Genomic DNA, 14113 nt, shown 5'->3' on the forward strand with positions numbered 1-14113 from the left:
CTTGGGTGATGTAGCGGTAGAGCAGGTTGAGGCTGCCGGTGTAGCCGAGCTCTTTGATCTCGCGGAACAACTGCTGCACGGGAACGGCCGGGTCGGCGGCGCGCCGCTCGCGCAGGTGATCACGGTAGGGATCGACGAGAGTGGGCCGGTAGCGAGGAGCGCGGCGCAAAGCTTCGGGCTCGCGGGTGCGGGCGTAGCGTTTGACGGTGTTGAGGGACAGGTTCAGGCGGCGGGCGCACTCCAGGAGGCCGACGCTCTTGCCCAGCAGGTCATGGATCTGCTGCCAACGCTCGCGGGTGGTCTGTTCGCGAACGCCGGCGGGCCGGGACGGGTTGACCGTGGCCCAGCAGGCGCTGTGGGAGCGAACCTCAGCGAGGGTCTTGTCGCAGAAATTCGCCCACAGGTGCCATCGGTCCCCAACCTGCACCGCATCGGGCAGGGCACGTCGAACCGCCTCACCGTACGCGCCCGACCCGTCACGGCAGACGATCTCGACCCCAGGGTGGGATCGCAGCCACGCCTCCAGCGCATCGGCACTGCGGCCGGGCATGACATCGATCCGCTCGCCAGTTTCGGCGTCGATCAGGATCGTGGCATAACGGTGCCGGCGCTTGAGAGCGAAGTCATCAACACCCAGCACGCGCGGGATCCGCAGCGGGGGCAGCGGCAGCCGCACCAGCAGTCGCAGCGCTGTGGACCTGGAGATCGTGACGGCCAGGACCGTCGAGAGCCGAGCCCCGCCCGGCCGGCCAGTTCCTTGACCACCGCGCTTAGCTGGCCAGTGAGCCTGCTGGTTCGACGCTGATAGCGCTCGAGCAGCCCAGGAACCTGCTCGCGGAACGTCTGCCGAGGGCATGCCCACTCCGGGCAGACCAGACGCCGTACCTGTAGCGACACCACTACCCGCCGCCCGTCGACCGGCACATCCGTGACCGTCCGGCTCGCGTAGCCGTGCACCCGACCGGTCAGCGCCCCACACACCGGGCACGGCACCGGCTCATCGCGAGTACGGGCCATGACCCGAATGAGGTCATCCTCGTCCTCTACTCCCTCGATGACCAGGGCAGACAGCCCCGAAAACACCACACCTGTAAGATCGTCGATCTTCGGCACGGCCCAGCCTGGCAGGTGAGCACCCAGCGCCACCACCGATTACGGGCCAGAGCCGAAAACCACACACCCGTACAGTCCCGGATCAGGCCATTGCTTCGATGGTGATCAGACCGAGGAAGGCAGGACCGACCAGCAGAAGGCATCCGTAGAACCCGTAGTCGTCAGGGCCGATGTCGAACGGCACGCCAATTCCATATGCGAGAGGACGGACGTTGCTGAAGCCGCTGGTGACCTGCCGCGTCACTGTGTCGAACAGGTCGCGGCCCAGCAGGGCCACCAGGCGGTCGCCGGGGAAGCGCGGTCGGGGATCGTCTTCGGGGCCGTAATCGCCGATCTGCCGCATTGCCCAGGCACCGCTTCTCGCCAGCCCCAGATTGTGCTCTTCGAAGTCCGCCAGGAACCTGGCCAGAGTCTCCTCGTCCAATCGGCGGGGACCAGTGATGTCCTCGTCCTCCCACCACTCCTCGCGCAGCAGGTCGGCGCAGGGCGCGGATTCACACCACCAGGTGCGGAACGTGGCGTCAGCGTCCGGGGACTGGCAGTCGAGATTCAGGCCGTGCGGTCCGACCTTCACGGTGACCTTCATCCGGTCGTTGTTGGTCAGCCAGACGTACTCGCCGAGCACCTCCGCAGTGCACGCGACACGAACGCCGAGGTCCGCATGCCGGTACTGCTGTTCGGTCAGGGCGCGGCGCGGGTCGGTCGTCCGGGTCAGCAGACGTGCGGGATCTGGCCAGCGTCCAGCCTTGTGAAGCGGGGATAAGGACGCGGCGGAAGCCACCGACAACCGGAAGGTCTCGCCGCCCAGGTCGCGACCAAGCAGATGCACCTCGTCACTGAGCGCAGGACCGTCCGGGCGGGCCGCCACCGTCACACGCACCCAGTCGTTCATGAACGAATGCACAAACATCTCTCTGACCAACTCGGCAATGAGTTCTCTGGCGGGTTCACCCAACTTTCCAGGAACGGCGTTCAGCTGGCTCGTCAGCAGCAAACCGGCCTCGTGGGCGACCTCTTCCGGCGGCCGGGCCGCCGCCCAGCCCCCCTCCCGCCAGCCCCGGTCCAGCGCGTGATTCAGCGGCTGGACAGCCACTGGATGCCGGAGCCCGGCGCGCCCCGCACCAGTGAACGTCTGCGGGAAACCCCCATATCGGGCGACTTCGGTCAGCTCCGGTGTGGTCATCCAGGGACGCTCTTCAGGAGTCGCCGCCGTCCCGCTGATCGCGGCGAACCGGAAGGCGGCCAGCCCGGTCTCGCTGTCCACAGGTCCCCACCGCTGGAGCAGATGGGCCGCGGCGGCCAGCCACCTGTGCGACCAGTGCACCATCGACATACCTGCCATCACCAGACCATGCCTCACCAGCCACAAAAGATCACGCACGAACCCTAGCCAAGCCGGAAGGAACAAGCGAGGCCACATTCGAGTCACATAACCATCGTCAGACCCACCGTATCGACACCAGCGGTCCCTCCAACCTGGGAAACGATCACGCCGTCCTCGGGAAGCGATCTTCAAGCTTCCCTCTGCATCCCAGGTCAGATGCACTCGTGAACACCCCTTCACCGGCCAGGTCGCCTTCGTCACCGGAGCCGGCTCCGGAATGGGGCTGGCCACCGCCCGCGCCTTCGCCGAGTCCGGGGCCGCCGTCGCCCTCACCGACATCAACGCCGAGGCGCTGGAGGCCGCCGCGAAAGATCTCACCGACGCGGGCCACCGGGTGCTCGCCCTCACCTGCGACGTCAGCGACGAGGAGCAGGTCGCCGCCGCCGCCGACCGCACCGTCGAGACGTTCGGCCGCCTGGATGTGGCCTTCAACAACGCCGGCATCCAGATCCCGCCCTGCGACGCCGCCGACGACCCGGTCGAGGTCTTCGACCGGGTCAACGCCATCAACCTGCGCGGCGTCTGGGCGTGCATGAAGCACGAGCTGCGGCACATGCGCGCCCAGGGCAGCGGCGCGATCGTCAACTGCTCCTCCCTCGGCGGCCTGGTCGGCATCCCCGGCCGCGCCGCCTACCACGCCTCCAAGCACGGCGTCATCGGCCTCACCAAGAGCGCCGCACTCGAATACGCGCCCCGCGGCATCCGCATCAACGCCATCTGCCCCGGCACCATCGACACCCCCATGATCTCCGACATGATCGTCAAAGGGGAGCTCGACCGCGCCCAGGCCGAAGCCGACCAGCCCATCAACCGGCTCGGCCGCGCCGAGGAGATGGCCCAGGCGGTGCTGTGGCTGGCCAGCCCGGGGGCGAGTTTCGTCATCGGCGTCGCCCTGCCCGTCGACGGCGGCTACGTGGCCCGCTGACCAGCCGCCCCACGCCTCTGTTGCAGCAACCGGTAGCCGGCGGCACCGAGCCTGGCCGTTTCGGTGTCGCCGGTAATGGCGCCCGAGAAGTCGACGCACGCTCGGCCTGCTGCTGCGCCGCCGCTTGGTGCGCGGCCACGAGGACCCATTCCGGCCTCATGGCCCGCCGACTTCGTACGAGGGGTGCGTCCGTACCTCACCTCACCCACTACGGTCGCCGACCTCACCTGACTGCATGATGTGCGCGATGCGCCAGAGACCGAGCCAGCTGTCAGGAAAGATCGACTCGTCCACCAGCGCGGAGTGGGCTTGGGGATCAGGATCGGCACACGCGTCGGCGCAGATGCTTACCCGGTAGCCGATATCGTGGGCCCACCGCGCAGTCGACAACACCGTGCCCGAGGTCGCCACTCCGGCGATGACGACTTCACCGACCCCGGCAGCCTGAAGCCGCTCGTGCAGGTCGGTGGTGGCGAACGCGGCGAACGATGTCTTGGCCAGGACGGGCTCGCCGTGCCGTGGTGCCATCAACTCATGGATCTGCTCTCGCATCGGCCCTGGCACGACGTGGAACACCGGCATTCCGGCGCGCCTTGCCGACTCCAAGGCCCGAGCCGCGTGGTGGACGACGGCGGGATCATGACTGTAGTTCTCGACGATGTAGGTCACGAAGTCCAACGCCAGGAACGCCGGCAACGCCTTGGTTTCCGCGCTTGCTGTCATCTGCACATCTCCTCCAATGGGGGCTAGGCCCGCGGACTCTGGCTCCACGCCTGCGCCCGCGCGCCGTGAGAGCCGATGGGGGCGGCCGTCTTAAACGGAGACAACTCCCCGCTTATGCTGACGCTAGCATAAGCGGGGACGACCCTCCGGCTAGATGTGATCGAGGAGCTGATCTGTGTGCCGGCAGAAGATCGGCCCCTGCGTGCCGACGCCCGCCGCAACCGGGACCGAATCCTGGAGGCCGCGCGGCATGCCTTCGCTGTCGAGGGGTTGTCCGTGCCGCTGGATGAGATCGCCCGCCGCGCCCAGGTGGGCTCGGGGACGCTCTACCGCCACTTCCCCACGAAGGAAGCGCTGTTCGAAGTCGTCATTCAGGAGCGCCTGCGACATCTCATCGAACAAGCCCGCCTGGCCGGCACCGCACTCGACAGGACCGGGGCGCTGTTTGCCACCATCGACGCGATCGTCGCCGACGCACAGGCCAAGGCTGAGCTCATCGATGCCCTGACCGGCGCCGGCATCGACATCCACAGCACGATCGCGGCAATGACGGCCGAACTGCGCCAGCAGATCGCCGGACTCCTCGCCCGAGCGCAGGAGCACGGCGCGGTCCGGCGCGACGTCGGTCCCGCCGAACTGATGGCCCTCCTCGGCGGCGTCATCCTCGCGCTACGCCGGCCGGCGGACCAGCGTGTGAATCCCACGCTCGCTTTGGCCGTCTTGCGGGACGGACTGCGCCCGAACCAGGCCGGGGCGCCGGAGGCGTCGTAGCACGAGCACCGCACGCCGCCCGCATCCGGCCCACCTGATCAGCCTGCCGGTCAGGTGGCTTTGCGCTATGGCGGCTCAGCGCACTACTGGGGGCTGGCAATACACACTCCCAGCAACGGCAAGTACGAAGCCGCGCCCTGGTTCGCCGGGACCCCGCAGGATGCTCTCGACTTGGTCTGCGACCTGCCGCCTGCGTGTGCTGCGCGAGCTACGCGACCGCGGCACCATCGCGGCCACCGCGGGGGTGTTGCACCTGACCCCGTTTGCAGTCTCCCAGCAGTTGGCCACGCTCTCGCGTGAGGTCGGTGTCCGGTTGCTCGTCAGACAGGGCCGTGGAGTACGCCTCACGCCGGAGGCGGGGCTGCTCCTTGAGCACGCAGCCGTGTTGCAAGCCCGGCTGGAGCGGGCGCGGGCCGAACTCACCGATCTGGCCGCGGGAGAGCTCGGTCATCTGCGGATCGGAGCCTTTGGATCTGCGATCGTCAACTTGGTGGCGCCGTCCTTGCGGCGGCTGCACGAGGAACGACCCCGTCTGACTGTGTCGGTGCGGGAGAGTGACCCACCGAACTGCTTCACTCTGCTGGACGCGAGTAATCTCGATCTAGTGATCACCGTCGACTACCGAGGCGGCCCGACCCGCGTGGATGTCCGATACCACCGGATCGACCTGCTGTCCGATCCGTACGACGTGGCGATGCCTATCCGACACAGGCGAGCCGGGGCGGAGAAGATCGAACTCAGCGACCTTGCGACGGAGCCCTGGATCCTTGGCGCGGAGTCCGGCCCTTGCGGGGAGATCGCCTTCGCCGCCTGCAACGCGGCTGGTTTCAACCCCGACATCCGCCATCGGGTCAATGATTGGAACGCCGTGCTCGCTCTGGTCGCTGGTACCGGCGGCGTCGCTCTCATCCCACGCCTGGCGGCCACCAACGTCCCTGACGGAGTCATCCTGTGCGAGGTCGCGCGGACCGCCCCAGCGCGCCGGATCTACGCGGCGGTGCGTGCGGGCGCCGAACACGGGGTCAGCATCGCGTCGATGCTGACGTGTTTGAGAGACACGGCGGCACAGAAAATTATCTAGTGCTGTCTGCTGCAGTCCTCAAAGCGATCGACGTGCTCCTCCACATGAATGAATGTGGAGGATTCCTGCGCTGCTTACGCAACAGCTCGCGACGCGGTGTTCCACGTGGTGGATCAGCAGGCATGGCATCGCCTCGCCAAGTGGATTCACGACAAGCACTCCGGCTCAGTTGGAGTGAACTGCGCTGCCGGTTCTGCCGACCGGGAACCTGGACGATCGCCTATAACGGGACCGAGTTCACCGGCGCATCCGGCGTCAAGGTGACCCACTACCGCTATCGCGGGAGCACCATCCCGACTCCGTGGACTCCGAGGTCGACAGCCACCGCGATCGACGGCTGACCAGCGGGAAAGCACGTGGAGCGCCCGATGCCGAGAGATTGGCACGTCGGGTGCGGCGGGCGGGCCAGGGAAACGGATCAGCCGAAAGGCTGACACCGCGCCCCGGTCCGACCCGACCTTGCTGCATGTGGCCCACCTGGAGGACTACCGGCGGATGATGGGTGCCCAGCTCAACATCGGCGAGGGCCGCGACGGCCTGGCCCGGCGCGTCTTCTTCGGCAACCTCGGCCAACTGCGCCAGGGCTATGCGAAGGGCATGGAAGACTCGTGGACCGAAACAGTGTGGGCTTTCCCCTCTCCTACCTGTGGCTGTACGCACAGTGACGATGGACGTTGGGCGGGCTGCGGGAGGCGTCCTGCGCGCTCGGCCTCGGCCTCAACGCGATCGTCTGGTTGAACACCGTCTACATCGATGACGCTTTACATCAGCTGCGCGTGCAGGGCTATCCGGTGCTGGATGACGACATCGCTCGGCTCAGCCCATTCGTCAGGCGACACATTAATGTGCACGGCGGGTATTCCTTTCAACGTCCGCAACTGAGCGGCGGGCGACGGGCGTTGCGTGATCCTGAGGCCGACGACGCCGACGACGAGGATCGACGGTGGCCCGGCATGTTCCCTCCCAACATGCCGTGAGCCTGCGCTCCTACTGCCCTGGCAGTAGGAGCGGTGCCTGCACTGGCACGACGACATGGCCGGTCGGGTCAGACACCCTGGAGCCCATGTCGAACAGCTTGCGGACGGTCAGACCTGGAGCCCGCGGTGAGTGATCTGGTGTGGGTGACCGTTCTTTTTGTGCTGTCCGGGATCGGGTACGTCGCGGCCGCTCGCGCGCGCAAGAACGACGCCGATGCGACGGCGCGGGTGTATCGCCTGCTGGTGCCGCTGTTGCTTGCCGGTGTCGGTGCCGGGTTGCATGTGACGGCGCTGTGGATGCTGGCGGGCATGAGCGGCGGGTACGCGGAGTGGTAGTTGCCACCGCTCAGCGGCATCGACGTCGGGCGGATCGGTCGGCTCACAGCCTTGCCGAACACCGAGAGCCGCTGGTGGGGGGCCGCGGTGAGTGACCTGATAGGGCTGATCGTGTTGTCCGTGCTGTCCTCAATCGGGTACGCGGTTGCCGCCGTGGCCCAGGAGCGTTACGCCGAGGTGAGGCGGGGCGTGCGTCGCTGGGTCGTGCCGCTGCTGCTCAATGGGGCCGGTGCGGGGCTGCATGTGGCGGCGCTGCCGTTGGGCGCCATCGGTGTGGTCCAGGCGCTGGGGGCGCTCACGCTCGTCTTCGCCTTGCCGATCGCCGCGGCGCGGCGGCGCGGCCGAGTGGCCAGGGCCGCGTGGGGGCACGCGTGGCTCACCGTCGCCGCTCTGGCCGGGCTGTTCATCCTCACCACTCGCGGGACGGCCGCCTTGTCTGCTTGCGCAGTGCTGTGGCTGGCCGGCGGCGTCGTTGCGGTGATCGGCACGCTGGCGCTCACCGCCCGGCACGTCGTTGCGCCGCTCGCGCGCAGCCTGTTGCTCTCGGCAGCGGCGGGAATCGCCTTCGGGACCGCATCGGTGCTGACCAAGGCCCTCCTGGCCGACGCGCCCGACAGCGTGCTCACCAGCAGGTGGTTGCTGGCCGGCGGCATCGTCGCAGGGCTGTCCTTGGCCGGGCAGATCCTCAGCCAGCACTCCTACCGTGGCGCGGGCCTGGCCGCCCCCTTGGCCATGGTCAGTGTCGTCAACCCTGTTCTCGCCTGCGTCATCGGGTTGTGGCTGCTGGATGACGGCGTCCGCTTCGGTGCGGCCGGCGCCGTCCTGGCGGTCGTGTTCGCCTTGGCCACCGTCCGCGGCGTCGTCGGCCTGGCGGCCCAATCCCACCCTGCGGGGACCCGTGCGGCGGCTGCCAGCCCGGCTTGTCCGGCTGAGGCCTCTCGGACCTCGTGAGCGCGTCCCGCCGCCACCGGGCCGAGCCTGCGGGACGGGCGGGCTCGGCCGGGCGGCGAGGACGTGACAGACCGGCCCCGCCGTGCCTACGGCCGTGGCGCGGTTGGGGGCGGCGGCTACTGCGATTTCAGTAGGCCAAGTGCCAGCAGCCGCATGACGACGGGACAGGCCGAGACCGGAAAGCCTGGCGAGGTACCTCTCTCAACACCTGGAGACCTCCGTCCCGTGGCTACTTTCCTTTATCGACTCGGCCGTATGGCCTTCCGGCGACGCTGGTACGTCACCATCGTCTGGCTGGCGATCTTCGGCGCCGTCGCGTTCGCCTCGACCACCGCCGGCGACCCTCCGCCCGATACCGGCTCCATGCCGGGCATCGAGGCGCAGAACGCCTATGACCTGATGGCGCAGCGCTTCCCGGGCGCCTCCGACGGCGCCGACCGGGCCACCGCCAAGATTGTCTTCGTAGCTCCCGAAGGGCAGAAGATCACCGACACCGGCAACCGGGCGGTGATCGAGAAGCTGGTCGCCGAGGCGCCGGCGGGCAGCAGCCAGGTCGCCGGCGCGGTGAGCCCGTTCCGGGCGGGCACGGTCAGCGAGGACGACTCCACCGCGTACGCGAGCATCACCTACAAGGTGCCGTCCAAAGAACTCACCGAGGACACCAAAGCCCACCTGCAGCAGGCCGTCGACGAGGCGCGGGACGCGGGCCTGACGGTGGACGCCGCCGGGTCCGTCCTGGCCTCCTCCCCGGCGGCGGGCGGCCTGAGCGAGGTGGCGGGCATCGTGATCGCCGCGCTGGTGCTGCTGGTCACGTTCGGGTCGATGGTGGCCGCCGGGCTGCCGCTGCTGACCGCCGTGCTCGGAGTCGGCATCAGCATGGTGGCGATCATGGCCCTCGGTTCCACGCTCGGGCTGTCCACGACGAGCAGCAGCCTGTCGTCCATGCTGGGGCTGGCGGTCGGCATCGACTACGCCCTGTTCGTGGTCTCCCGCTACCGCGAGGAGCGGGGCCGAGGGCACCAGCCCCGGCAGGCGGCCGGGTTGGCCGTGGGCACCGCCGGCTCGGCGGTGGTCTTCGCCGGGCTCACCGTCGTCATCGCCCTGGCCGGGCTGTCGGTGGTCGGCGTCCCGACGCTGACCAAGATGGGGCTGAGCGCCGCCGGGACCGTCCTGGTCGCGGTGCTCATCGCGCTCACCCTGGTCCCGGCGCTGCTCGGCTTCTTCCCCGACGCCGTCCTGTCCCGCCGGGCCCGCAGGAGCACGACCGGTCACACGGAGAGCAGCGGCAACGCGGGGACCCGCTGGGCTCGCTTCGTGCTGCGCCGCCCGGTGCCCGTACTCGTCGCCTCCCTCATCGGGCTGGGCGTGCTGGCCGTACCGATGCTGGACCTGCAACTGGGCATGCCGGGCGATGAGACCAAATCCACCGCCACCACCGAACGCCGCGCCTATGACGAACTGGCCGAGGGCTTCGGCCCCGGCTTCAACGGCCCGCTGACCATCGTCGTCGACGCCGGCAACACCGGCGAACCCGAGACAGCGGTGCGGGCCATCGCCGACGAGATCGACGCCACCGAGGGGATCGTGTCGGTCTCCGAGGCGAGGTTCAACCCGGCCGGCGACACCGCAATGTTCACCGCCACCCCCTCCACCGCCCCCACCAGCCAGCAGACCATGGACCTGGTCAACCTCATCCGCGAGCAGCGGCCGGCGACCGAGGCCGGCACAGGGGCGACGTTCATGGTCACCGGCACCACCGCCGTCAACATCGACGTCGCGCAGAAGATGCAGGGCGCGCTGATCCCGTATCTGGCCGTCGTGCTCGGCCTGGCCTTCCTGCTGCTGATGGTGGTCTTCCGCTCGCTGCTGGTCCCGCTCAAGGCCGCCCTCGGCTTCCTGCTGTCGGTGCTCGCCTCCCTCGGCACCGTCGTCGCGGTCTTCCAGTGGGGCTGGGGCGCCGGCCTGATCGGCCTGCAGCAGACCGGCCCGATCATCAGCATGATGCCGATCATGGTGGTGGGCATCACGTTCGGCCTGGCCATGGACTACGAGGTGTTCCTGGTCTCGCGGATGCGGGAGGCCTACATCCACGGGGACGAGCCGCGCCAGGCGGTCGTCACCGGGTTCCGGCACAGCGCCCGGGTCGTCGTGGCGGCCGCGCTCATCATGATGGCGGTGTTCTCCGGATTCGTCGGCGCCGGCCTGTCCATGATCAAAATGATCGGGTTCAGCCTGGCCGTCGCCGTGCTGTTCGACGCCATCGTGGTCCGGATGGCCTTCGTCCCCGCCGTGCTGGCCCTGCTCGGTGAGCGGGCCTGGTGGTTGCCCGACTGGCTGGGGCGGCTGCTGCCCCGCGTCGACGTGGAGGGCGCCGCTCTGGCGTCAGAGCCCGCCGACGACCCGGCTCTGGCCGCGACGACGGGCCGGGAGCCGGTACGCCGCTGACCCGGCCACTGCGAGAGGCCCGTCCGCGTACCTGGCGGACGGGCCCCGTTTGGCATCGAAGCCCCAGGTCACCGACCATGGACAGACAGCAACCGACCGGAGCGCGATGACCCTCGACTGGCGCCAGTACGCCCAAGACCACCCCCGCCTCGTCGAGGCGGCGCTCATCACGCTGCTGTGCGCCGCCTCCGGTCCGGCCGCCCTCTACGCCAGCCGCCCCTACGCCGAGGGCCTGGGCTGGGCCTCGGCCGTCCCGCTGGCCGCCGTCGCTTCCCTGGCCCTGCTGTGGCGCCGCAGCCATCCCCGGGTCGTGCTCATGGTCACCGCGGTGTGCGCCGCCGCCGCCGCCGGCGTCGGCTACCTGCTCACCCCGTTGCTGCTGGCCCCGGTCATGGCCGCGCTCTACGAGCTGGCCGTACGCGTCCCTCGCCGGGCCTCGCTCGGCTACTGCCTGACCGCCACCGCGGTGATCGTCCCGACGGCGCTGTTCGGCGACCGGTTCGACCATCCCTGGCCGCTGACCACGATCAACCCCATCTTCTGCCTCATCCTGCCGGTCGTCGCGGGCTCGGTGACCCGTCTGCGGCACGCCTACCTCCACGCCGTCCAGGCCCGCGCCGAGTACGCCGAACGTACCCGCGAGGACGAGGCCCGCCACCGCGTCGCCGAGGAACGCATGCGCATCGCCCGCGAGCTGCACGACGTGGTCGCCCACCACCTGGCCCTGGCCAACGCCCAGGCCGGCACCGCCACCTACCTGGCGCGAACCAGCCCCGACGAGGCTGAGCACCTGCTCACCGCGCTGGCCGGCACCACCTCCTCAGCGCTGCGCGAGCTGAAGGCCACCGTCGGCCTGCTACGACAGGCCGGCGACACCGACTCCCCGCTGGACCCGGCCCCCGGCCTGCACCAGCTGCCGGACCTGACCGCCACACTCGCCTCCGCCGGCCTCGACGTCGACGTCACCATCGAGGGCCGGCAGCAGCCGCTGTCCCCGGGCGTGGACCTGACCGCCTACCGGATCGTGCAGGAGGCGCTCACCAACGTCACCCGGCACGCCGCCACCCCCGCCGCCTGCGTCCGGCTGGCCTACGGCAGCGACCGGCTGACCATCACGATCACCAACGACGCGGGCCCGACACCGCCCGCCACCAACAGCCATGGCTTCGGCCTCATCGGCATGCGCGAACGCGCCCACGCCACGGGCGGCCACTTCGAGGCGGGACACCGGCCCGGAGGCGGCTTCACCGTCACCGCCGAGCTCCCCATCCTGCACTGACCCGGGACCATCACTGTGACCATCCGCATCCTGCTCACCGACGACCAGACCCTGCTGCGCGCCACCTTCCGCCTGCTCATCGACGCCAGCCCCGACATGGAGGTGGTCGGCGAAGCGGCCGACGGCGACCAAGCCGTGGCCCTGGCCCGCACCCACCACCCCGACATCGTCCTGATGGACATCCGCATGCCCCACGTCGACGGCCTGGCCGCCACCACCACGATCTGCGCCGACCCCGACCTGGCCGCCACCCGAGTGCTGATCCTCACCACCTTCGAGACCGACGAGTACGTCGCCCAAGCCCTACGCGCGGGAGCCAGCGGTTTCCTCGGCAAGGACGTCTCGGCCGAGGCCCTTCTGGACGGCATCCGCACCGTCGCCGCCGGCGACGCGCTCCTGTCGCCCGCGGCCACCCGATCCCTCATCACCCGCTTCCTCGCCACCCCCAGACCGGGAACGGCCACGGCCCCCGACGAACGGCTGGCCGCACTCACCCCACGGGAACGTGAGGTGATGGCCCTGGCCGCCGAGGGCCGCTCCAACGACGAGATCGCCGACCACCTGGTCCTCAGCACGCTCACCGTCCGCACCCACATCCAGCGCGCCATGACCAAACTCAACGCCCGCGACCGTGCCCAACTCGTCGTCATCGCCTACCAGACCGGCCTGGTCCGCCCACCACCACGCTCTGCCCCCTGACAGAGATGATGTAGGTGAGCACCTCCCGTCAGTCCTGACCCGCCCCCTGACTGACCTCGGGTCTTCAACGGGATCTGTCGGTCTGAGCGGGAGGTGCTCACCTGCACCCACCGGACGTGGCGTTGTGACCTCATAGGAGCCTGGCCAGAGGCCCCTTCTCTGTCTTGTCCGCGTTGCCCGGCCGGTGCGTGCCGCCCTGCCCACCGGTCAAGAGCACAGGACGACAATGCCCTCCATTACACCCGACACCACCACGATCGACGAAGTCGCCGGCGGTGTCGCATACACACCCACCGAGACACCCGGATCGCAGCTGTAATCGACCAAGTCGGCCGCGTGCTGGGCACCGAGCAGTCCCCGCGGACCCCACCGGACACGCCGCGCTTGTCACCTGGATGCAGTCGTTCGGCATCGTGACGGTCGTGGGCATCGAAGGGACCGGCGCCTACGGTGCCGGGCTGGCCCGCTACCTGCACCGCCAGGAGATGAACCTGACCGAGGTCGACCGGCCCGACCGCAAGACCCGCCGTTTCGAGGGCAAGTCCGACCCGATCGACGCGATCCAAGCGGCCAAGGCGGCACTGGCCTGCGAACGGACCGGCACCCCCAAGCAGCGCGACATCTTCGACGGGTACCGGCCGGGTACGAGCCCCACTACAACCAGCACAGGCCGCACCAACCCAGTCACTACGCCCACCCTTACGATCCGGCCGATCTCACTGCTTGAGTACAGCGACGAACAGCCATCCGCGGCCTGGTCCATGAGTATCATCGAGCCGCCTGACAACACACAGAACCACAGGCCAGCGCCATGGAGCGGGTTTTGGCACCGACCGGCTTCCGGCAGACGCAGCTTGTAGATCGCGCCGTTCGGGCTGACTAGGTAGAGCGGCAGGTCATCCCGCCAGGTGTGACCGATGATGACGCCGACCGGGTACGGGTACACATGCTTCGTCAGGGGTGCCTGAGTGTGACCCTGATCGTCCGACCCCGGCAGCGCGTTGGCCCGAAGCCCTCCAGCAGACGGGATCGGGCCCGCGAAGTGTTGACGATGTCCTCAGAGAATGACATCGCCTCTGAAGCCCTTGCCTTGGCCGGGGTGATCAACGCGGGGTTGTGACCTGGCTGGGATCGGATTCGTGGAAGTCACGGCCGGAGTGTGTGGCGCGAGGTATTCCAGCGCATGGCCGTCGCTGGAGGGGGTTACGCGAGCGATGCCGGGTGAGCCCGAGGTGGGCGCCGGCTACGAAGTGTGAACGGTGTCGCCCCAGGCGAGAAGGTGGCCGGTGCCGCTCCTGACGTCGTAGACGGTGTGACCGGGCGTGTGGCCCGGTGTCGGGATCGCGGTGGTCCAGTCGTTGATCGCGACCTTCTCCGACACCGGTACGACCCGGTCGCGGATCGGCTCGAGCCGGAACCGTACAGTCAC

14 protein-coding genes and 1 pseudogene are annotated in these 14113 nt (G+C 69.1%); 11 read left to right on the plus strand and 4 right to left on the minus strand.

Annotated features, from left to right (window positions below):
• Window positions 1-1128: pseudogene (locus tag ABEA43_RS65740) on the minus strand (ISL3 family transposase); the annotation flags it as partial.
• A 67-nt stretch (window positions 1129-1195) separates the two neighbouring features.
• A complete protein-coding gene (locus ABEA43_RS65745) occupies window positions 1196-2494 on the minus strand; it encodes a hypothetical protein (protein WP_345580431.1) in 1299 nt (432 codons plus the stop codon).
• A gap of 127 nt (window positions 2495-2621) precedes the next feature.
• On the opposite strand from ABEA43_RS65745, the gene ABEA43_RS65750 reads away from it, so the two are divergent.
• Complete coding sequence (locus ABEA43_RS65750; RefSeq protein WP_345580515.1) at window positions 2622-3422, plus strand: SDR family NAD(P)-dependent oxidoreductase; 801 nt, start codon at window positions 2622-2624, stop codon at window positions 3420-3422.
• Window positions 3423-3623: 201 nt separating this feature from the next.
• Here the strand turns inward: ABEA43_RS65750 and ABEA43_RS65755 are convergent, their stop codons facing one another.
• Window positions 3624-4145 (minus strand): cysteine hydrolase family protein, encoded by a 522-nt coding sequence (locus ABEA43_RS65755; RefSeq protein WP_345580434.1) that lies wholly within the window; start codon window positions 4143-4145, stop codon window positions 3624-3626.
• 156 nt (window positions 4146-4301) lie between these two features.
• Between ABEA43_RS65755 and ABEA43_RS65760 the strand changes: the two genes are divergently transcribed.
• The 10 genes from ABEA43_RS65760 to ABEA43_RS65800 all read left to right on the plus strand — a co-directional run bounded on the left by ABEA43_RS65760 (window position 4302) and on the right by ABEA43_RS65800 (window position 13544).
• Complete coding sequence (locus tag ABEA43_RS65760) at window positions 4302-4916, plus strand: TetR/AcrR family transcriptional regulator (protein ID WP_345580437.1); 615 nt, start codon at window positions 4302-4304, stop codon at window positions 4914-4916.
• Window positions 4917-5112: 196 nt separating this feature from the next.
• Window positions 5113-5997, plus strand: a complete 885-nt coding sequence (locus ABEA43_RS65765; RefSeq protein WP_345580440.1) for a LysR family transcriptional regulator — start codon at window positions 5113-5115, stop codon at window positions 5995-5997.
• A gap of 468 nt (window positions 5998-6465) precedes the next feature.
• A complete protein-coding gene (locus tag ABEA43_RS68585) occupies window positions 6466-6735 on the plus strand; it encodes a Tn3 family transposase (protein WP_425570753.1) in 270 nt (89 codons plus the stop codon).
• Entirely contained in the window at window positions 6672-6974 is a 303-nt protein-coding gene (locus ABEA43_RS65770; protein ID WP_345580443.1) for a Tn3 family transposase, read from the plus strand. Before ABEA43_RS68585 ends, ABEA43_RS65770 begins: the two co-directional genes overlap by 64 nt.
• 126 nt (window positions 6975-7100) lie before the next feature.
• On the plus strand, window positions 7101-7310 hold the full coding sequence (locus ABEA43_RS65775; protein WP_345580446.1) for a hypothetical protein: 210 nt from the start codon (window positions 7101-7103) through the stop codon (window positions 7308-7310).
• Window positions 7311-8261, plus strand: coding sequence for a DMT family transporter (locus ABEA43_RS65780; protein ID WP_345580449.1), 951 nt, complete (start codon window positions 7311-7313; stop codon window positions 8259-8261).
• A gap of 255 nt (window positions 8262-8516) precedes the next feature.
• Window positions 8517-10706 (plus strand): MMPL family transporter, encoded by a 2190-nt coding sequence (locus ABEA43_RS65785; protein WP_345580452.1) that lies wholly within the window; start codon window positions 8517-8519, stop codon window positions 10704-10706.
• Window positions 10707-10812: 106 nt separating this feature from the next.
• On the plus strand, window positions 10813-11985 hold the full coding sequence (locus tag ABEA43_RS65790; RefSeq protein ID WP_345580455.1) for a sensor histidine kinase: 1173 nt from the start codon (window positions 10813-10815) through the stop codon (window positions 11983-11985).
• Between the two features lie 15 nt (window positions 11986-12000).
• On the plus strand, window positions 12001-12684 hold the full coding sequence (locus ABEA43_RS65795; RefSeq protein WP_345580459.1) for a response regulator: 684 nt from the start codon (window positions 12001-12003) through the stop codon (window positions 12682-12684).
• Between the two features lie 395 nt (window positions 12685-13079).
• Window positions 13080-13544 carry a hypothetical protein gene (locus tag ABEA43_RS65800; RefSeq protein WP_345580462.1) on the plus strand — a complete coding sequence of 155 codons (465 nt, stop codon included), beginning with the start codon at window positions 13080-13082 and terminating at the stop codon, window positions 13542-13544.
• Between the two features lie 383 nt (window positions 13545-13927).
• Here the strand turns inward: ABEA43_RS65800 and ABEA43_RS65805 are convergent, their stop codons facing one another.
• Entirely contained in the window at window positions 13928-14113 is a 186-nt protein-coding gene (locus ABEA43_RS65805; RefSeq protein ID WP_345580465.1) for an MBL fold metallo-hydrolase, read from the minus strand.

Source organism: Nonomuraea rosea, assembly GCF_039539705.1.
In the GTDB taxonomy this organism is placed as follows: domain Bacteria; phylum Actinomycetota; class Actinomycetes; order Streptosporangiales; family Streptosporangiaceae; genus Nonomuraea; species Nonomuraea rosea.

What these genes read in the sequence shown, in the direction of transcription:
- ABEA43_RS65790 (WP_345580455.1), top strand. Translation starts at nt 10,813, where the DNA reads ATGACCCTCGACTGGCGCCAGTACGCCCAAGACCACCCCCGCCTCGTC.
- ABEA43_RS65785 (WP_345580452.1), top strand. Translation starts at nt 8,517, where the DNA reads ATGGCCTTCCGGCGACGCTGGTACGTCACCATCGTCTGGCTGGCGATC.
- ABEA43_RS65755 (WP_345580434.1), bottom strand. Translation starts at nt 4,145, where the DNA reads ATGACAGCAAGCGCGGAAACCAAGGCGTTGCCGGCGTTCCTGGCGTTG.
- ABEA43_RS65800 (WP_345580462.1), top strand. Translation starts at nt 13,080, where the DNA reads ATGCAGTCGTTCGGCATCGTGACGGTCGTGGGCATCGAAGGGACCGGC.